Raw genomic sequence first — 18,939 nt, 5'->3', positions numbered from 1 at the left:
TGGGGCCAATGGCAATGGCCCGCCAATGAAAAACGGAGCCGTATGGCTCCGTTTTTTTATGCCTGACGCAGGGGGGGGCGGGGGCTTACTTCTTCTTGAGCTCGTAGCCGCACACCGCCTGCAGCATGGCGTCGCCGACTGACATCGGCTTGGGCTTGGTGAATTCCATGCCCTTGAGGGCGCTGGTATGGTCGCGCTTGTCGCCCTTGCCGTCGTTCTCGGCGAAGATGATCTCGCTGACCAGCTTCATGGTGCCGGCCTTGCAGTTGTACTGGTGCAAATCCTTGTAGGACTTCAGGCTGGGGAAGCTGGCGTCGCCGGTGTTGGGGCGGGCTTCCTTGAAATTCCACAGCGACCATGCCTCGCGGATGCCGCCGCTTTCGACGATGGAGTCGGTATCGACCAGCAGCGAGGACTGGTCCGTGCCGCCCAGGGCCTGCCAATTCTCCGCATGCGCCGGCGCGCCAGCCAGCAAGGCGCCGAATGCGCCGGAGATCGCCAGCAAGGTCTTGATCTTTTGTTTCATGCCATTTCCATCCTTCTTGAGTTGAATGCCGTCTTTGATGTGGCTGTCGCGCGGGAGTTTCCGCCATGGCGGACGCACGAAGTGCCGCAGCATAGCCCGGCGTTGCCGGGCTTTCAAGGGTGGTAACGTTTTATTTCATCTGGCCGGGCGGGATTTGTTTCTTTATGGAAACAAATTGGGCGCATCCCGGATGCCTGGTCACTTGAAGACCACGGTGCGCTCTTCCTGTGCAGGCGCATTGGCCGGTCCGGCATTGCGCGCGGCGCGGGAGGCGCGGGTGGATGCGGCAGGGTTGAATTGCGCCTCCATTTCGCTGGCCACGGCATCGCCCAGCGAGCGCGAGACTTCCTGCATGACCTTGCTCTTGTTGAGCGCGATCCGGGTTCCGGCGGCATTGGCCAGGCGCGTGTCCGAACCTTCGCCCATGGCCGAGAAGGCCGCCTTGATCTCATAGGTCCTGGTATTGATCAGCGAGAACTCGCCCACCAGTTCCAGCGCCAGCGAGAACGACACCGCATTCGATCCCTGGATGGGATGGGTCTCCTGGCGGAAGTCGACGTTGTTGATGCTGCCGAACAGCACATAGTCGGCCCCGAGGTAATAGCCTTGCTTGATGCGGGCGATGATGTCGTACAGCTTTTCCGTGTTTTGCTGGGTCCACGGCTTGCCTTGCACCAGGCGGTATGAGCCGGACTTGAGCAGTTCGCCCTTGATGTCGGCGGTAAATTTGCGCAGTTCGCCGCGGCTGATCACGGTGACGCTGCCCGAGGCCGCCACCACCGAACTTTCGCCGCGGCTCGACGAGCGTTCGGACGCCGAGCCCGACGAGCTGTTGGCCGAATCGCGGAACTGCCCGCTGGACGAGGAGCGGTTGTCATGCTTCTCGCGCGCTTCGAAGTATTGGAAATACTCCTTCACCTGCTCTTCATACGACAGGTCGGTGACGGCGATCTTGGGCAGGTTTTGCGCGCCGGCCGTGGGAGCGTCCAGCACGATGCAGGCCAGGCCGCCGATTGCGCAGGCCGCGCGCAAGATGCGCAGGAGGGAGGATGGGTACATGAGCGTTTCCTGAAGCGCCGTTCAGCGGCGCGAAGTCTTGCGGATTTCCTTTTCGTCGGCCCATTCGATGGTGCCGGCCTCGATGTCGGTCATGATCAGGCTGAACTTGTAGTAGACGTCCTTGACGTCGCCGCCGCGCTTGACGATGGAAGTGATGTTGCCTTCGATGCGGTATTGCGCGCCTTGCATCTTGCCGACCTTGGCGGTGGCCGATTTCTTGTACAGGCCGCTGTTGTTCTGGCGGGTCAGCTCGTCGGTCTGGTTCTGCATGGCGTCGATGTCGGTGGCGAAGCGCATGGTGCCGCTCTTGACCAGCTGGGTGCGGATCGAGTCGCTGATGGAACGCGTATCGATGTATTCGCTGGTCTTGTTCTTGACGTCGGCGAAGGTGACCAGCGGCTTGCTCTTGTAACCGCTGGCCGATTGCGCCAGCGAGCGCGCCATCGATTCGGCGATGGTCTGCAGGTCGGTCGAGCCGAATTCGTTGGTCACCTGTTCCACCGCCTTGGCGTCGCCGTACTGGACGTTGCCGCCGACGGTCGGCGTGCCGGGCGTGGCGCAGCCGAACAGGGCGGCGCACAAGGCGCACAGGGCCGTATGGCGAAGCTGGCGGGAGTGGGGGATGGCGTACATGGCGTTTCCTTTTTTGGATGGCGGATAAGAATTCAGCGGGTCATGGGCTGTTGCCGGAAGCGCTGGGCCGGCTCAGCGAACGGTTATCGGTGGCGCTGAACTGGATCTTGAAGTCGCGCGCCCTGGTGGTCGGCGCGACGATCTGCAGCGTCAGTTTTTGCGCGCCGTGCAGCAGCACCGGTTTCCAGGCTTCGTCGTCCCATACCTGGAAGCCGGCGTCATCGAGCCACTGCACCCGGTAATAGGCGCTTTGCGGGGCGGTGTCCTGGTTGGTCAATTCGGCCTGCACCCGCAGCAGACCGTTCTGTTCGCGCATGCGCAAACCGGTGAATTGCAGCGAGGCCGGTTCGCCCATGGTTTCGATCTTGGAGGCGATGGTCTGGCCTGCGGCCGGGGAGCCGAAAAACAGTGCGCAGGATGCTGCCAGCACGATGTTGCGTAAAAAAACTTGCATCTGGATTCTCCGATGTGTCGATGTCGTGATGGCGCTGGCGCAGAGCAGTTATTGGCCGGCCGTGGCCGAGACCGGCACGATCGCCTTCTTCCTGTCGGCGGCGCTGGCCAGGGCCTTTTCCTTGGCCGCCGCCGCGGCTTTGGCGGCATTGTTGGGGGCGGCTTTCTTGCCGGCCTTGGCGACCTTGGCTGGCGGCGTATCCGGGGCGGCCAGGGCCAATGCGGCCTGTTGTTCGTTGAACGGCGTCTGTGCCAGATACAACGCCGGTCCGGAAGTGCGCATGGTCACCACCGCGTAATTGCCGGAGAGCTTCACTTCCCGTGTCAGTTGGCTGGTGCCGGAGAGCAGGCTGATGGTGTGCGCCCCGACCGGCAGCTTGACCCGCGCCACCGAGAAGAAGCCCGGCAGGGTGCGCCAGGTGCGTTCATCGGCCACTTCCGCCACCACCGAGCCGACCTTGGCCGCCAGGCTCAGCAGCGAGCCGAAGGCTCCCATCGAGCCGGCGTTGTCGTCGATGGCTTTCTGGGCGACGCCGCGCGTGATGGCGCGCACCGAGGAGCGCGCAATGATGCCGGGCATCTCGTCGGAGAGCGCCTTGCGCGCCATCTGGTCGACGCTGGTGAGCAGGGCGACCGGCGCGGACTTGCCATCGATGTTGATGGCCGCGGGCACCATCGAGCTATCCGCGGCGCGGATCACCGGCCAGGAAATCGGCGTGGCGATGATGGACAGGCCGCTGCGTCCCGGGATCGGCAGCATGATGGGCAGGGTCATGGAGGAGATGGCCGGGGCGCTGCCCGATTCGATCACGATCAGGGTATCGACCAGCTTGGGCGAGCGGGCGCGCACGCGGCCGTCGAGCCCCTTGAGCCCGTCTTCCAGCACCGGCTCGCCCGGGCGCATCTCGATTGCCTTGCGGTAACCTGCCGCAGCCAGCGAAGGTTCGCCCAGGCTTTCGTAGACGAAGCCGGCCAGGTAGTTGGCGATCGCGGATTCATAGGAATTCTTCAGCGCCTGCACTTGCGGATCGACCAGGGTCTCGACCGGATAACCGCTGAGTTCCTTGAACGAGGTCGTCTTCAGTCCCTTGGACTCGGCGCTGCTTTTGGCTTGTTCCAGCTCCTTGCTGCGGAACTCGGCAATGATGGCCTCGCGTTCATGCATCTTCTTGATCTCGGTGCGCGCCGAATCCCAGTCGCCGATGGCCAGGTGGTCCAGCGCCAGCCGCAGGTTGATGAAGGTCTTTTCGTAGTCGCGGCCATCGTAGCGGCGGGTCGTGTCGTTGAGCACGAAGGAGCCGATGTCGCCGAACAGCTTGGACGGATCGCTCTTGGCCTGTTCTTCCCAGCCGCGCACCTTCTCGTCGGCGGCCAGCCAGCTTTCCTTGCTGGCCTCGTAGGCGCCTTTCATGCGCAGCAGCTCGCCCTTTTCCATGAAGTAGAGCAAGTCCTTGTCCTTGTCGGGATTTTGCTGTTCAAGCGTTTGCAGCGCGAGGTCGGGATTGCCGCCCTGCATGGCGCCGACGGTGCTGCTGGCCTTGTTGTCGTAGCCCTGGGTAGCGCACCCGGCGATGAGTCCGGCTGCCATGGCCCCCGCGCACAGGCGTTTGCCCAAGAACAGGGCCGCCATTGTCCTTTGGCCGTTCGGCTTGATTTGCATGATGAGTTTCTCCCCGGAATTGCCAGCATCCCAGTCGTGCATGTCCCCTGACAGTTGCTCCTGTGAAAAAGCGAGCCGACTGACTGTTTGGCAAGAAAAATTCTAGAGAAATGCAACACAAAAAGCCTCATCCGTTTGAATGAGAAAGTGAAATGTTCTATGCTCGGAAGCGGGAAGGCCAATCAAGTCGCCACAGTGAGCGACATGGGGATAAAACAATGAAAACCGCCAATCAGGAACAGCGGTTCGACCAACTGGTCGGGCTGATTTACGAGTCGGTGCAACATCCCGGGCAGCTGGCGCCGCTCATGGAATCGATATGCGATGAGATCGGCGCGGTCGCCGGGCATTACCTCCACATGGTCCACATGGATATGTCGACCCGGGAGGTGTTCAGCTCCGTCATCAGCAATCCCATCTTCAACGCCGCCGATGTCGAATACCGGACTTACTACAACAGCGTCGACGAGCGCCTGCAGTGGGTTGCCGCCGGCGCCGTCGGCGAGTGGCGCGCGGACTACGAGCGCTTCGACGAAAGCTTCGTGCGCCGTAGCGAGATCTATAACGATTTCCTGTTCAAGCACGGCGCGCGCCACATGGTTCTCGGCCGTGTCGGCGGCGAGGGCCTGGACAATGAAGTGCTGTCGTTCCTGCGCCCGGTCGGCGCCGGGCATTACGACGCCGACGATCTCCAGCTGCTGGAACGCATCACCGGGCACATGATCCGTTCCTCCGTGCTGCGGCGGCGCCTGCGCGCCCTGGAAAGCCAGCAGCAGGCCGACCAGGCCCTGCTGAAATACTTTCCCTACGGTACGGTGTGGGTCGATGCCGCCTGCCGCGTGGCGTCGTTCAACAACGTGGCGGCAGACATGCTGGCCGGCGCCGACGGCATCTGCGTGAAGGCGCAACGCTTGCGCCTGGCCGACCCCGGCGCCGATGCCATGCTGGTTGCCGCCGTCAGCCAGGCCACCGGCGCTGAAGGCCGGCGCGGGCAATGGTTTGCCGCCCGCCGCGAGCGGGGCGGGCAGCCGCTGGTGGTGTCGGTCATTCCGGCGCAACCGGACCGCCAGGCCGGTTTTGCCGATGACAGCGGGCCGCTGGCCCTGGTGATCCTGCAGGACATGGGCCGGCAGCAGCTGCCGCGCAGCGCCATATTGCGCAAGATGTTCGGCCTGACCCCGGCCGAAGCCCGCCTGGCCGAAGCGCTGCTCGATAACGACACCATCGAGAGCTATGCGCAAAAAGCCGATGTCAGCCGCAATACGGTGCGCACCCATATGGCCAGCCTGTTCTCCAAGACCGGCACGCGGCGCCAGGCGGAACTCCTGCGCATCCTGATGGTGGCCGAACCGCCGATCCGTATCTGATGGCCTGCCGGCGGCAAAAGTGAGCGCGGCAGTGGCGGGACGCTATAATGAGCGACTTCTCCGATTCCCCCGCATTCACGCATCCTGCAGCCATCACACGTCATGCAATACGTCTCTACCCGCGGTCACTCTGCCACTCCTTCCTTTTCCGAAATCCTGCTGGGCGGCCTGGCGCCGGACGGCGGCCTGTACCTGCCGTCGCAATACCCGCAGGTAAGCGGCGCCGAGCTGGACCAATGGCGCAAGCTGTCCTATGCCGACCTGGCCTTCGAGGTGCTGAAGAAGTTCGCCACCGACATTCCCGAGGCCGACCTCAAGGCCCTGGCGCACAAGACCTATACCGCCGACGTCTACCGCAATACCCGCGCCGGCGAAGACGCATCGCAGATCACCCCGCTGCGCACGCTGGAAGACCAGGACGGCAAGAAGCTGGTGCTGCAAGGCTTGTCCAACGGCCCGACCCTGGCCTTCAAGGACATGGCCATGCAATTGCTGGGCAACCTGTTCGAATACGCGCTGGCCAGGAAGGGCGCCGAACTCAACATCGTCGGCGCCACCTCGGGCGACACCGGCAGCGCCGCTGAATACGCCATGCGCGGCAAGCGCGGCATCCGCGTGTTCATGCTGTCGCCGCACAGGAAGATGAGCGCCTTCCAGACCGCGCAGATGTTCAGCCTGCAGGACCCCAACATCTTCAACATCGCCATCGAAGGCGTGTTCGACGACTGCCAGGACATCGTCAAGGCGATTTCCAACGACCTGGAATACAAGGCCGCCAAGAAGATCGGCACCGTCAATTCGATCAACTGGGCGCGCGTGGTCGCGCAGGTGGTGTACTACTTCCGCGGCTACCTAGCGGCGACCGCCTCCAATGAGCAGAAGGTCTCGTTCACGGTGCCGTCGGGCAACTTCGGCAACATCTGCGCCGGCCACATCGCGCGCATGATGGGGCTGCCGATCGACAAGCTGGTGGTGGCCACCAACGAGAACGACGTGCTCGACGAGTTCTTCCGCACCGGCGTCTACCGCGTGCGCAAGTCGGCCGAGACTTACCACACCAGCAGCCCCAGCATGGACATCAGCAAGGCCTCGAACTTCGAGCGCTTCATCTACGACCTGCTGGGCCGCGACAGCGACCGCGTCAAGGCGCTGTTCCACAAGGTCGAGAGCGCCGGCGGCTTCGACCTGACCGGCAAGCCGGGCAGCGACGGCAACGAATTCGCCAGCGTGATCAAGTACGGTTTCGCCTCCGGGAAATCGACCCACGCCGACCGCCTGGACACCATCCGTTTCGCCGAAAAGAATTACGGCATCACGGTCGACACCCACACCGCCGACGGCATCAAGGTGGCGCGCGAGAACCTCGCGCCGGGAGTGACCATGATCGTGCTGGAAACCGCGCTGCCGGCCAAGTTCAACGAAACCATCCGCGAAGCGCTGGGCCGCGACGCCGACCGTCCGGCCGGGTTCGAGAACATCGAGGCGCTGCCGCAGCGTTTCGAAGTGATGCCGGCCGACGCCGTCAAGGTCAAGAGTTTCGTGGCGCAGCACACCGGCCTGTAAGTTGCATCGATATGCCGGACGCCGCCCGGACCCTCAAGTCCGTGCGGCGTTTTTCATGCGCAAGGTGTAATACTGATTCGCTGTGCCGATTGCATTAAAATGGCAGATCGCTATATCCGCACGGAATCAGCGAAAACCAGATAACAGGCCAGACATGCAAGCCAATACTTCTCTACCGAATCCAAGCGACAAAGCGGCGGCGCCGTCGCGCCCACCGCTACAAAGCGTGGCGCAGGCATTGAATACCTTGCTCGACGCCGCCGTGCCGGTGCAAGGCAGCCAGACCATCTCCACGCTCGACGCCTGCGGCCGTGTGCTGGCGGCCCCGGTACAGGCGCACATCAACGTGCCGGGCATGGACAATTCGCAGATGGACGGCTATGCCGTGCGCGCCGCCGACTGCGCTTCGGGCCAGGCCCGCTTGCGCGTGTCGCAACGCATTCCCGCCGGCCATGTCGGCCAGCCGCTGCAAGCCGGCACCGCCGCACGCATCTTCACCGGCGCGATGATGCCCGCAGGCGCGGATGCGGTGGTCATGCAGGAGGCCTGTGACACCGAGGGCGAATACGTCATCGTGCGCCACGTCCCGCAGCAGGGCGAATGGGTGCGCACCATCGGTGAAGATATCCGCCAGGGCAGCACCATCCTTGAAGCCGGCACCCGCTTGCGCCCGCAGGAGCTGGGTTTGGCGGCCTCGGTGGGGCAGGCCGAACTCTCCGTGCGGCGCCGCTTGCGCGTGGCGGTATTTTTCACCGGCGATGAGTTGGCCATGCCGGGCCAGCCGCTGAAGCCCGGCGCCATCTATAACTCCAACCGTTTCCTGCTGCGCGGCCTGCTGGAGAAACTGGGCTGCGAGATCACCGACTACGGCATCGTCCCGGACAACCTCGACGCCACCCGCAAGACGCTGCGCGAGGCGGCGCAGCAGCATGACCTGATCATCACCAGCGGCGGCGTGTCGGTGGGCGAGGAAGACCACGTCAGGCCGGCGGTGGAAGCGGAAGGCCGCATCAACATGTGGCAGATCGCCATGAAGCCGGGCAAGCCGCTGGCCTTTGGCGAAGTGAACCGCCAGACGGCGCAAGAGGGGCGCGCCTTCTTCATCGGCCTGCCGGGCAACCCGGTATCGTCCTTTGTCACCTTCCTGGTCTTTGTGCGGCCCTTCCTGTTGTGCTTGCAGGGTTTGCCGCGCGCAGCCGTGCTGCCGCAGGCGCTGGCCATGCGCGCCGATTTCGCCTGGCCCAAGGCCGACCGCCGCCAGGAATTCCTGCGCGTGCGCCGCAACGCCAATGGCGGGCTCGACCTGTTTCCCAGCCAGGGCTCCAACGTGCTGACCTCGACCGTGTGGGCCGATGGCGTGGTCGACAATCCTGCCGGCAAGACCATTGCCGTGGGGGACATGGTCTCCTTCATTTCTTTCCAGGATTTGCTGTCATGAAAATCGAACTGCGTTTCTTCGCCAGCGTGCGCGAAGCACTCCAGACCACGCAGGAAGTCATCGAACTGCCGGCCAGCGTCAAGACCATCGGCGACGTGCGCGCCTTCCTGATCGGGCGTGGCGGTATCTGGGCCGAAGTGCTGGGGCCGGAAAAGAATTTGCGCATGGCTTACGACCATGTGATGGCCGAAGCCGATACCGAGATCGTCGATGGCGGCGAGGTGGCCTTCTTCCCGCCGGTCACGGGGGGCTGACATGCCCGCGAAGGACGATGCCTCGGCCGGCACGCTCGAACATTACAGCCGTAATGCCGAGGGGTTTCGCGCAGGCACCTGGGAGCACGACGTCAGCCAGAACATCGGCGCCTTGCTGGATGCGCTGGCGATGCGCCCCGGCATCGCCGGCCATGGGCCGTTCTCCATCCTCGACTTCGGTTGCGGCCCGGGGCGCGATTTGCTCACCTTGTCGAAGCTGGGGCATGAAGCGGTAGGCCTGGACGGCACGGAGGAATTCGTGTGCATGGCGCGCCAGGCTTCCGGCTGCGAGGTCTTGTGCCAGGATTTCGTGAAGCTCGATTTGCCGGCGCAGCGCTTCGACGGCATTTTCGCCAATGCTTCGCTGTTTCATGTGCCATCGGCCGACCTGCCGCGTGTGCTGGCGCAACTGCGCGAAACGCTGAAGGAAGGGGGCATTTTGTTCAGTTCCAATCCGCGCGGCGACGATGAGGAAGGCTGGAGCGGCGAACGCTATGGCGTGTGGCATAGCCTGGAGGGCTGGCGCCGCTACCTGCTGGCTGCAGGATTTGCCGAATTGCGGCATTATTACCGCCCTGACGGTTTGCCGCGCGAGCAGCAACCGTGGCTGGCCAGCGTCTGGCAAAAGACCTGATCTGACCGGCGATCCGCTGCAAGCGGGCCACGATCCGTTTTTTGGGAGGAGACAGGGCATGCGCCAAACATGCCTGTTCGAGGGGATGCACAAGACATCGTCCAGCGATGCGCATTCATCCACACCTGAAGAAGGAACCCGTCGTGATATCAACCCAATTGGCCGCCTGGGCGGCCCAGGATACCCAGCTGTTGCTGGTCACCCTGCTGGCGCTGGTCGCCATCGTGGTGCTGATCAGTTTTCTCAGCATCGCTCCCTTTCTCTCCATCCTGATCGGCACCTTCGTGGCCGGCATCGGCGCCGGCCTGCCGCTGGAAGACATTGCCAAGGCATTCAGCAAGGGCGCCGGCAGCATCCTCGGTGAAGCCGGCATCATCATTGCGCTGGGCGCCATGCTGGGCGCGCTGATGGCCGATTCCGGCGCGGCCGACAAGATCGTCACTACCTTGCTGCGCTACGCGCGCGGCCGCACCATCCCCTGGATGATGGCGGCGGTGGCGCTGGTGATCGGCTTGCCGCTGTTCTTCGAAGTGGGCCTGGTGATGATGGCGCCGATCATCTTCGTGATGGCGCGCCGCTCCGGCCTGCCGATCATGCGCGTGGCCATTCCCGCGCTGGCCGGCATGACCACGCTGCACGCCTTGTTGCCCCCGCACCCGGGGCCGTTGATCGCGGTGAGCGCGCTGCATGCCGACCTTGGCACCACCATGTTGCTGGGCTTGCTGGTGGCGATACCGGCGGTGATCATCGCCGGCCCCCTGTATGGCAACTTCCTGGCGCCGCGCCTGAACGTGGTCGAGCCGGACCAGATCGGCAAGCTGTTCGCCGGGCGCGAGCAGAAATCGCAGCCCGGTTTCGTGCCGGCGCTGGTCACCATCCTGTTGCCGGTGGCGCTGATGCTGGGCCGCACCGTGGCGCGCATCTGGGTCACGCCCAAGACCGGGCTGTATGAGATGCTGAACTTCTTCGGTGAGCCCATCATTGCGCTGACCGTCACGGTCCTGTTCGCCGTGGTGGTGCTGGGCTGGGGCCAGGGCACCAGCCGCTTCGATGTCGGCGCCACCTTGCGCAAGGCGCTGCCGCCGATCGCCGGCCTGCTGCTGACCATCGGCGCCGGCGGCGGCCTGAAGCAGGCGCTGCTGAGCGCTGGCATCAGCGACACCATCACCAAGATCGCAACCGGCACCCATGTGCCGCTGATCCTGCTGGCCTGGATCATCGCCGTGGCGCTGCGCCAGGCGACCGGCTCGGCCACGGTGGCCACCACCGCCACCGCCGGCATCGTGGCGCCGCTGGTGGCGGGCCTCTCGGCTACCCACAATTCGCTGATGGCGCTGGCCATCGGCGCCGGTTCGGTATTCTTCTGCCACGTCAATGACGCCGGTTTCTGGATGGTCAAGGAATACTTCGGCCTGAACCTGAAGCAGACGCTGGCGACCTGGTCGGTGATCCAGACCCTGGTGTCGGTGATCGGCCTGGGCATGACGTTGCTGTTGTGGGGCATACTGGTCTAAGCCGGTTCGGCCGGGGCCTGGCGCAAGCCGGGCTCCGCGTCGTTTGCGTCGCTTTCGCGCCCGCCGGCGCTGTTAGAATCTGTCGCTGCACTTCACTTTATTTCCGCTGCCATGCCCGTTCGCGTCCAGACCGCCGATTTCGATCTTTCCACCGAAGTGGCGCAACTGCGCCTGGCCAATCCCAAGGTCGGCGCGGTGGTGAGCTTCGTCGGTACCGTGCGCGACCTGAATGAGGGCGCGGAAGTGTCCGGGATGGAGCTGGAACATTACCCCGAGATGACTGGGCGCGCGCTGGAGCAGATCGTGGCACAAGCCAGGGAGCGCTGGCCGATCTTCGATGCGCTGGTGATCCATCGCGTCGGCCCCATGCAGCCGCTGGAGCAGATCGTGCTGGTGGCCGTGACTGCGTGCCATCGGGGCGAAGCTTTCGCCGCCTGTGAATTCATCATGGATTACCTCAAGACCCGGGCGCCGTTCTGGAAGAAGGAGCAGACGCCGGACGGCGCGCGCTGGGTCGACGCGCGCGAAAGCGATGACGCCGCATTGGGCAAGTGGGATAACTGACGCCGGGATAACGCGCCATCATTGGCGCCGCCGTGATGGCGCACAAGCTTTATCCTCATCCTCCATTTAGAGGCCGAGACGCGCACGGTGCGGTGACCGGGCTTGGTTTTTGTCCGCGTGCTCGGAAGGAAGTAATCTACAATATTTACACATTAAACCATCATTATTAATAAGAATTTATTTTTATTAATGATATTATGATGTGTATATGGATACTTCCTGCACACTCCAGCTCTTCCTCGCCGGACGCTGGCACGATGCTGCCGCACTGTCGCTGATAGGGGAGCCCGCTCGTGGAATGGCCTGCGCGACTTATCTTGCCTACACCACCGAGCACGCCATGGCTTATCAGCAGCGGGTGGATGCGGCCGCCTTGTCGGTCAATCTGCCGGTGGATTTCACCGACCATAGCGGCGACGCCTGGCCGCCTTTCCTGATCGACCTGTTGCCCCAGGGGCATGGCAGGGGGGAGTTGCTCAAGCAACTGGGTTTGGATGGGCGAGCCGAGGCCTCGGCCGACTGGCCGCTGCTGTGCGCCGGTGCAGGCAATCCGATCGGCAATCTGCGCGTGCTGGAAGCCCATGAGTGGGTGCAAGCGCGCAGTGGCAACAAGTTGCGCGGTTTCACCGCAGATGAGATCGCCTCCCGTTCGGAAGACTTCAACGAATACCTGGCGCAGCATGGGTTGTTCCTCGCCGGCTCGTCCGGCGTCCAGGGCGAATGGCCGAAGATCCTGCTCACGCGCGGCGACGACGGGTTGTATTACCTTGACCATGCGTTACCCGACGAGCTGGCACGGCAGCATTTCATCGTCAAGTTCGGTCGCGGCCAGGATGAGGCCCTGGCCGACATCTTGCGTTTGGAGGCGCCCTATATGCATCTGGCACGCAGGCTGGGGCTTAAAGTACATGGCGAACTCGTCTTGCGTGGGCGGGCATTGTTCATTCCGCGCTTCGACCGTGAAGTGGTTGCTGGAGCAGTGCTGCGCCATGCGCAGGAAAGCATCGCTGCGCTATGCGGTGTCAGCGGCTTCGGCGCCATTCCTTCGCACAATACCGTGTGCACGCGGCTGGGGCAGGTGGCGACCGATCCGCTGAGCGAGGTGGCCGAGTACATCAGGCGCGACATTGCCAATATCGTCTTGCGCAACAAGGACAATCACGCACGCAACACCGCCATCTGGCGCAAGGCCGATGGCAGCATAGGCCTGACGCCGCTGTTCGACTTCGCCCCGATGTGGCTGCACCCGGACGGCATCGCCCGGCGCATGCGCTGGGAGGCCGATGACGGCGGTTCGCCGCAATGGGCCAGCGCGATTGATCAAGCGGCACAAGCCGCGCAGCTTGACCGCGATCTGCTGGTGCAGCGTGTGCGGCCGATGGCGGCGCCGCTGGCAAGTTTGCTCGATGATGCCCGCGCCCTCGGTATTGAGGAAAAATTTTTGACTCCGCTGGCGGCGACCATCAACCAGGTCGTGCTGCAATTGGAGGCGTTGTAATGGACAAGCGATTCAAACCGCTGACGCCGGTCGAGCAGTTGGCCGAGCGCAAGGCATTGGCCGATGAGTTGGCGGCCGACCCGACGCTGCCGGTGCCGGCCGTCATCCGCAAGATCCGCGCTGCGCTGCGGCTGACGATTGCCGAATATGCCCGCTTGTGCGGCGTATCGGCACGTACCTTGCAAGATATCGAAAGAGGCGAGTCCAGCCCCACATTGGCTACGGCGGAAAAGCTGCTTAAACCGATGGGCTTGACGGTCGGGGCGGTGAGTCAAAAACGTTCCGCTTGAAGGGGTAATGCCGTTCAGTTAAGCCGAAATTTCCCCGTCGCCCTGACGAAGGTCAGGGTCCAGCGTCGCGTCATTCGTCATTCGTCATTCAACGGCCATTGAGGCACAACGAAAGACACTGGATCCCGGCCTTCGCCGGGATGACGATTTGCAGATGGAAGGCTTAACTGAACAGCATTACGCTTGAAGGGGGATGCCTGCGATGCCGGGCGTACGAAAGAAGCGGGCGGATGAGAAATCATCCGCCCGCTTTTTATTGCCCGGACATGCCGGAACTCAGCTCTTGGGCGCTGGCGCAGCCTGTTCCTGCTGCTTGCCGCTACCCGGTTCCAGCACCACGGTGCAAGTCAGGCCGGAAGCCAGCAGCACGTCTTTCGGCACTTCGTCCAGATGGATGCGCACCGGAATGCGCTGGGCCAGGCGCACCCAGTTGAAGGTCGGATTGACGTCGGCGATCAGCTCGCGGCTTTGCGGATTGTCGCGGTCGTAGATACCGCGCGCGATGCTGTCGACGTGGCCGGAGAGGGTGGCGCCGTTGATCAGCTGGATTTTGGCCTTGTCGCCCACCGACAGCAGCGGCAGCTTGGTTTCTTCAAAGTAGGCGTAGACCCAGAAGGAATGGCTGTCGATCACCGCGATCTTGGCCGCGCCGGCGGTGGCATAGTCGCCGCGGCGCACGTTCAGGTTGGTGATGTAGCCGTCTACCGGCGAGAACACCTTGGTGCGTTCCAGGTTCAGCCTGGCGGTGTCGCGCTGGGCGATGGCCGCCTGGTACTGCGCCTGGGCCGACTGGAATTGCGCTTGCGCGGCCTGGAACTGGGCTTCGGATGCGGCGACCTGGGTGCCGGCGTCTTCGCGCGCCTCGCGCGAGACTACCAGCGCATCCATGTCGGCGCGGCGGCGGGCCTGGGCGCGGCGCATGTTCAGCTCGGCGCGGCGCGCGTCGACATCGGCGCGGCGCACGTCGAGGTCGGACTTGCGCGCGGCCACGGCGGCATCGGCCTGCTGGAGCGCCAACTGGTAGCGCGCCGGGTCGATTTCCATCAGCAGGTCGCCTTTCTTGACCAGCTGGTTGTCGCGCACCGGCAGCCCGACCACCTGGCCGGAGACGTCCGGCGCGATGTTGACCACATCGGCGCGCACGCGGCCGTCGCGGGTCCACGGCGAGACCATGTAATGCTGCCATAGCGTCCAGGCGAGGAAGATGGCCAGCAGGAAAATCAGCAGGGTGATGGCGAGGCGAAAAATCGATTTGACCGACATGATGAACTACTCCTGAATGTTTCTTTATCTTTTCGTATTGCGTGTTTGTTATTGATTGGCGCGGCAGGCGTTGGATACGCAGCTAGGCATACACGTATAGCCCCATCAACGCGGCGAAGCAGACGAACATGCTCACGCGGAACAGCGCCGGATGCCAGACCAGGTTGTACAGGCCGATGCGTACCAGGATGCGGTCGACCACGAAGGCCACGGCGCCGGCCGCAATCGCCAGCAGCAACAGCGTGGGGATGTAGGCGTCGAAAAAGGAAATCTCACGTGGCATGGCGGGCTCCGGAATGCGAGGTGTTGGCCGCGCCGTCGCGCATGGTGTGCAGCGGCGATTGCTGGTCCAGCAGGGCGGTGCGGATGAAATGCAGGTAGCTCAGCGTACGCTGCAGGCGGTGGCGTTCGCTGCGTTCGCGGTAGTGCGGGCCGATGGCTTGCTGGACCTGGGCGATGGCGTGGTCGTTGGCGGCCAGGGCGTTGGCGAAGGTATCGGGGTCGGGGCTGCCGAACAGCGCCGGGATGGTTTCGCGCAGGCGGTTCAGCGCGGCATAGGCCTGGGCCGACAGCAGGTCGGGGCGCTCGGTGCGGATGCCGTTGAGTTCGGTGCGCAGCTCGATGATGGCGTGGCCCACTTCCAGCGTGGCGAACATCCAGCCGAATGCATTCTGGCGCAGCGCCGGGCGGCTGCTGGTGAGCATGGTGATCTGGTGCATCAGGTCGCGGGTGCCGCTTTCGAATTTCAGCGCCAGGTGGCCGAGCTTGCCGAAACAGGCATCCACGACTTGCTTGCGCAGCTGTTTTTCCAGCACGCGCACGGTCCAGTCGGTGGTCGGCGGCAGCAGCAGCATGAAGGAGACGGCGGTGACGATGAGCGACACCAGCAAGGCGACCGATTCGTTGAGATAGCCGGCGGCGTTGAAGCGCGCGAAATTGTCCGGCACCGCGAGGAAGGGGAAGAAAATGCAGATCCCCAGGCCATAGCCGGCCCATTTCGGTTTGGTGGTCAGCCACACGGCCAGCATCAGCACGGGGGTGAGCATCGCCGCCAGCATCCAGTAGCCGTCGGCGCGCGGCAGCAGGTGGAAGGTATAGACGTAGCCGGCAATGGCCGCGAACACCACGCCGATGGTGACCGTGCGCGTGGCCTTGGCCGGGTCGGGCGCGGCCGAGGTGATGGCGCAGAAGGCGGCGGCATTGAGCGCGGCCACGTCGCCGCTGGGCCAGCCGCTGGCGAGCCAGAAGGCCGACAGCAGCAGCAGCGTGACGGCGGCGCGGGCGCCGGCGATCAGCGCGGTGGTCATGCTGGTCTTGGAGGCGTAGGCATGCTCCCATTGCTCGCGCTCATGGCGGCGCGGGTTGAGCGACGCATAGGTCAGGGTGTAGGCGTGCAGTTCTTCGATGACGCGGTACAGCAGTTCCGAAGCGGTGTCGAAGTCCAGCATGGTGCTATCGCTGTCGATTTGCAGCGCATTGCGGGTGGCGCGCACGCGGCGCGGCAGTTCGCGCTTGTAGGTTTCCAGCTTCAGTGCGGCGTCGGCGGCGTCCACCGCGCTCATCACCGGTTCGCCGCCGGTGCGGGTCAGCAGCGGCTGCACCTCCTTGAAATAGGGGGAAATGGCGTCGATGACGACTTGCGCGCTGGGGGCGGTATTGGCATGCAAGCGGTTCATCAACTGGTGCAGCGCATGCACGCGGGTCGACAGCGCCATGAACTCGCTGTTCATGCGCGTGAGGCGGCCGCTGCGCAGGCGGATTTCGGGATCTTCGAAGATGGCCGAGCTGCGCAGCGCTTCCAGTCCGATGATGTCGCCCACGAAGCGGGCATTGGCGGCTTCCAACTGCTTGCGCTCGCTGGTGCCGCCCAGGGTGGCGCCGATCAGGTCGACGAAGGCGGTGAAGCGGCCGCGGATGATGCGCACTAGCCCCGGGGCGCTGGCTTGCGGAAACACCAGCGCGCTGACCAGGCCGGCGCACACGATGCCCACGGTAATTTCGGTGACGCGGGTCATGACCGAATCGAAAGTGATGCCGGGATTGAGCGCGGCCGGCAGGCCGATCAGGGCCACCGTATAGCCCGACAGCACAAAGCCGTAGGAGCGGAAATTGCGATTGTGCGCCGAGCCCACGGTGCACAGGCCGATCCATAAGGCGGAGGCGATCAGGAACAGCTCAGGCGTCTGCGCGAACAGGCCCACGAGCACCACCACGGCGACCGAGCCGACCAGGGTGCCGATCACGCGGTAGAAGCTCTTGGCCAGGATCATGCCGCTTTGCGGCTGCATCACGATGAACACCGTGATCAGCGCCGAGCGCGGCGATTCGAGGTCGAGCCCATAGCCGATGCCCAGCGCCAGCAGGCCGGCGAACACCATCTTGAAGACGTAGATCCAGGTCGGCCGCTCGTTGTGCCACCAGTCGCTGGCGGCTTCGCGCAGTTGCGCCCTGAAGGACGGGCGTGGTGTTGCGGCTGCGGCCGCGTTGGCGGGCTGGTTCATTTTGCGGCGGCCTTGAGGGTGCGGCTGCTGGCGATCCCGGCAGCGGCTTCGGTTTCAGTTCCAGGCGCGGCCGCCGGTTCCAGGCCGCCGCCCAGGGCTGCGGTCAGCGCGGCATAGGCGGCCAGGTGCCGGGCCTGCAACTGTTGCACGATCTGTTGCTGGCGCAGCCATTGGGTCTGCGCTTGCAGCACGTTGAGGTAATCGGTCAGGCCGCGCTGGTAGGCGCGGGTGGCGATGTCGACATTCTTTTGCGCGGCGGCGACCGATTCGCCCGCCTGCTGTTGCTGGCGGGCCACCGATTGCAGCGTCACGACCTGGTCGGAGATCGACTTCAAGGCCTGCGACAGCAGGGCGTTGTAATGCTCGACTTCGATGTCGTAGCCGGCGGTGGTGGCGCCCAGTTGGCCGCGCAGGCGGCCGCCTTCGAAGATCGGCAGCGAGATCGCCGGCCCGTAGGTGGTTTGCCAGTTTTTCATGCTGAGGAAAGACAGCATGCCGCCGCCGGCAGCGGCCGGGCCGATGCCGGCCAACAGGTTGAGGTTGGGGTAGAAGGCGGCCTTGGCCACCGCGATGCCGCGGGCCGCGGCTTCCACGCGCCAGCGCGCGGCGCTGATGTCGGGACGGCGGCCGACCAGTTCTGCCGGCAGCGCGCTGGGCAGGCCGATGGCCGTGTGCAGCGCCAGCACCGGCCGGGCGATGCGGTCGCCGGCGCCCGGGCCTTCGCCCAGCAGGGCGGCCAGCTGGTTGCGCACCAGCGCAATGCTCTCATGCAAGGCTTCGATCTGGCGGCGGGTTTCCGGCAGCGGGGATTCGGCCTGGGTGATTTCCAGTTGGGTGCCGATGCCGCCGGTGAAGCGGCGATGCGCCAGGTCGAGGATCTTCTGTTCTTCCTTGAGCATGGCTTCGGTGTTGTCCAGCAAGCCGTATTGCAGCGCCAACTGGACATAGGTGCGCACCACGTTGCTTTCCAGGTCGAGCTGGGCGGCGCGGGCATCGGCGGCGACCGCGTGCAGTTCATCCTGGGCGCGCTCGGTGGCGTTCTTGTTGCGATCCCACAGGTCGACGTTGTAGGTCAGGCCCAGGGTGGCGGTGTTGTTCCAGGTCAGCTTGTCGCGGAAGCTGGCGCCGTAATAGACGTTGTCGGACCAGTCCTTGCGGCCGATGGCGGCATCCAGTTGCGCGCTGGGCAATTCGCCGGCATGCGCTACCATCGCCATCGACTGTGCCTGGCGTACGCGGGCCGCGGCAATGGCCATGCTGGGGTTGCCGGCGACGGCTTTTTGCACCAGGGCGTCGAGTTGCGGGTCGTTATAGGCCTGCCACCATGCGCGTTGCGGCCAGCCGGCTTCGGCGCCGGCCTGGCCGATGGCCTGTCCGGCGTCGAAGGTGGCGGTGTCGCGGACTTGCGCTTGCGGCCTGATGCCTCCCTGGTCGGCGCAGCCGGCGATTGTCAACGCTAGCGCAATGACGGTCAGGGCAGGCAAATGATGGTGGAAGAGGCGGCGCATGAAATTACCCCAAAATATGCAAATATCAGATGATATGTATTATATTTTGTAATTATCTTGGGAAAAATTCGACAATTCGCAATTATTTGTCTTATAAATTGAAATAATTGACTAACTGTTTTAGGTAACAATGCTGTCATCCGCCAGTCCGGAAAAGCGAGTTTGCTGAGTGGACGACTCCGATGAGCTTATCCGAGAACTGGCCACAGCATAG

General features: G+C 64.0%; 18 protein-coding genes. 9 read left to right on the top strand and 9 right to left on the bottom strand.

Features of this window, described 5'->3' with window-relative positions; translation table 11 throughout:
• Nucleotides 1-85 precede the first annotated feature (85 nt).
• The 5 genes from FB597_RS14465 to FB597_RS14445 form a co-directional block, all read right to left on the bottom strand.
• Complete coding sequence (locus FB597_RS14465; RefSeq protein WP_141915634.1) at nucleotides 86-526, bottom strand: surface-adhesin E family protein; 441 nt, start codon at nucleotides 524-526, stop codon at nucleotides 86-88.
• A 198-nt stretch (nucleotides 527-724) separates the two neighbouring features.
• On the bottom strand, nucleotides 725-1,585 hold the full coding sequence (locus tag FB597_RS14460; protein WP_141915631.1) for a penicillin-binding protein activator LpoB: 861 nt from the start codon (nucleotides 1,583-1,585) through the stop codon (nucleotides 725-727).
• A gap of 21 nt (nucleotides 1,586-1,606) precedes the next feature.
• Entirely contained in the window at nucleotides 1,607-2,218 is a 612-nt protein-coding gene (gene lpoB / locus FB597_RS14455; protein ID WP_141915629.1) for a penicillin-binding protein activator LpoB, read from the bottom strand.
• Nucleotides 2,219-2,258: 40 nt separating this feature from the next.
• Nucleotides 2,259-2,672 carry a YcfL family protein gene (locus tag FB597_RS14450; RefSeq protein ID WP_141915626.1) on the bottom strand — a complete coding sequence of 138 codons (414 nt, stop codon included), beginning with the start codon at nucleotides 2,670-2,672 and terminating at the stop codon, nucleotides 2,259-2,261.
• A gap of 48 nt (nucleotides 2,673-2,720) precedes the next feature.
• Nucleotides 2,721-4,259, bottom strand: coding sequence for a COG3014 family protein (locus FB597_RS14445; RefSeq protein ID WP_255464027.1), 1,539 nt, complete (start codon nucleotides 4,257-4,259; stop codon nucleotides 2,721-2,723).
• A 290-nt stretch (nucleotides 4,260-4,549) separates the two neighbouring features.
• Between FB597_RS14445 and FB597_RS14440 the strand changes: the two genes are divergently transcribed.
• The 9 genes from FB597_RS14440 to FB597_RS14400 all read left to right on the top strand — a co-directional run bounded on the left by FB597_RS14440 (nucleotide 4,550) and on the right by FB597_RS14400 (nucleotide 13,453).
• The gene (locus FB597_RS14440; protein ID WP_144769920.1) at nucleotides 4,550-5,698 is read left to right on the top strand and encodes a helix-turn-helix transcriptional regulator; all 1,149 of its coding nucleotides are present in this window, start codon (nucleotides 4,550-4,552) and stop codon (nucleotides 5,696-5,698) included.
• Nucleotides 5,699-5,800: 102 nt separating this feature from the next.
• Complete coding sequence (thrC, locus tag FB597_RS14435) at nucleotides 5,801-7,261, top strand: threonine synthase (RefSeq protein WP_144769919.1); 1,461 nt, start codon at nucleotides 5,801-5,803, stop codon at nucleotides 7,259-7,261.
• Nucleotides 7,262-7,415: 154 nt separating this feature from the next.
• Nucleotides 7,416-8,699, top strand: a complete 1,284-nt coding sequence (gene glp, locus FB597_RS14430) for a gephyrin-like molybdotransferase Glp (protein WP_141915619.1) — start codon at nucleotides 7,416-7,418, stop codon at nucleotides 8,697-8,699.
• Entirely contained in the window at nucleotides 8,696-8,953 is a 258-nt protein-coding gene (moaD, locus tag FB597_RS14425) for a molybdopterin converting factor subunit 1 (protein ID WP_141915617.1), read from the top strand. The genes glp and moaD overlap by 4 nt, the downstream gene beginning before the upstream one ends.
• Nucleotide 8,954: 1 nt before the next feature.
• Entirely contained in the window at nucleotides 8,955-9,587 is a 633-nt protein-coding gene (locus FB597_RS14420; protein ID WP_141915615.1) for a bifunctional 2-polyprenyl-6-hydroxyphenol methylase/3-demethylubiquinol 3-O-methyltransferase UbiG, read from the top strand.
• 107 nt (nucleotides 9,588-9,694) lie between these two features.
• Nucleotides 9,695-11,101, top strand: a complete 1,407-nt coding sequence (locus FB597_RS14415; RefSeq protein WP_183405856.1) for a gluconate:H+ symporter — start codon at nucleotides 9,695-9,697, stop codon at nucleotides 11,099-11,101.
• Nucleotides 11,102-11,212: 111 nt separating this feature from the next.
• Nucleotides 11,213-11,665: a molybdopterin synthase catalytic subunit MoaE gene (gene moaE / locus FB597_RS14410; protein WP_144769918.1), complete on the top strand. Its 453-nt coding sequence runs from the start codon at nucleotides 11,213-11,215 to the stop codon at nucleotides 11,663-11,665.
• A 208-nt stretch (nucleotides 11,666-11,873) separates the two neighbouring features.
• On the top strand, nucleotides 11,874-13,163 hold the full coding sequence (locus FB597_RS14405) for a type II toxin-antitoxin system HipA family toxin (RefSeq protein WP_144769917.1): 1,290 nt from the start codon (nucleotides 11,874-11,876) through the stop codon (nucleotides 13,161-13,163).
• Nucleotides 13,163-13,453, top strand: coding sequence for a helix-turn-helix transcriptional regulator (locus FB597_RS14400; protein WP_141915606.1), 291 nt, complete (start codon nucleotides 13,163-13,165; stop codon nucleotides 13,451-13,453). Before FB597_RS14405 ends, FB597_RS14400 begins: the two co-directional genes overlap by 1 nt.
• Before the next feature lie 276 nt (nucleotides 13,454-13,729).
• On the opposite strand, the gene FB597_RS14395 is transcribed toward FB597_RS14400, so the two are convergent.
• The 4 genes from FB597_RS14395 to FB597_RS14380 form a co-directional block, all read right to left on the bottom strand.
• Nucleotides 13,730-14,716: an HlyD family secretion protein gene (locus FB597_RS14395; protein ID WP_141915604.1), complete on the bottom strand. Its 987-nt coding sequence runs from the start codon at nucleotides 14,714-14,716 to the stop codon at nucleotides 13,730-13,732.
• Nucleotides 14,717-14,798: 82 nt separating this feature from the next.
• Nucleotides 14,799-14,999, bottom strand: coding sequence for a DUF1656 domain-containing protein (locus tag FB597_RS14390; protein WP_141915601.1), 201 nt, complete (start codon nucleotides 14,997-14,999; stop codon nucleotides 14,799-14,801).
• Entirely contained in the window at nucleotides 14,989-17,217 is a 2,229-nt protein-coding gene (locus tag FB597_RS14385; protein ID WP_141915599.1) for an FUSC family protein, read from the bottom strand. Before FB597_RS14385 ends, FB597_RS14390 begins: the two co-directional genes overlap by 11 nt.
• Complete coding sequence (locus FB597_RS14380) at nucleotides 17,214-18,725, bottom strand: efflux transporter outer membrane subunit (protein ID WP_144769916.1); 1,512 nt, start codon at nucleotides 18,723-18,725, stop codon at nucleotides 17,214-17,216. The genes FB597_RS14385 and FB597_RS14380 overlap by 4 nt, the downstream gene beginning before the upstream one ends.
• Nucleotides 18,726-18,939 lie beyond the last annotated feature (214 nt).

The organism is Herbaspirillum sp. SJZ099 (assembly GCF_007828355.1).
Classification (GTDB): Bacteria; Pseudomonadota; Gammaproteobacteria; order Burkholderiales; family Burkholderiaceae_D; genus Herbaspirillum.
Note: the sequence above shows the minus strand (reverse complement) of the source record. Positions and strands in the feature narration are given on the sequence as shown.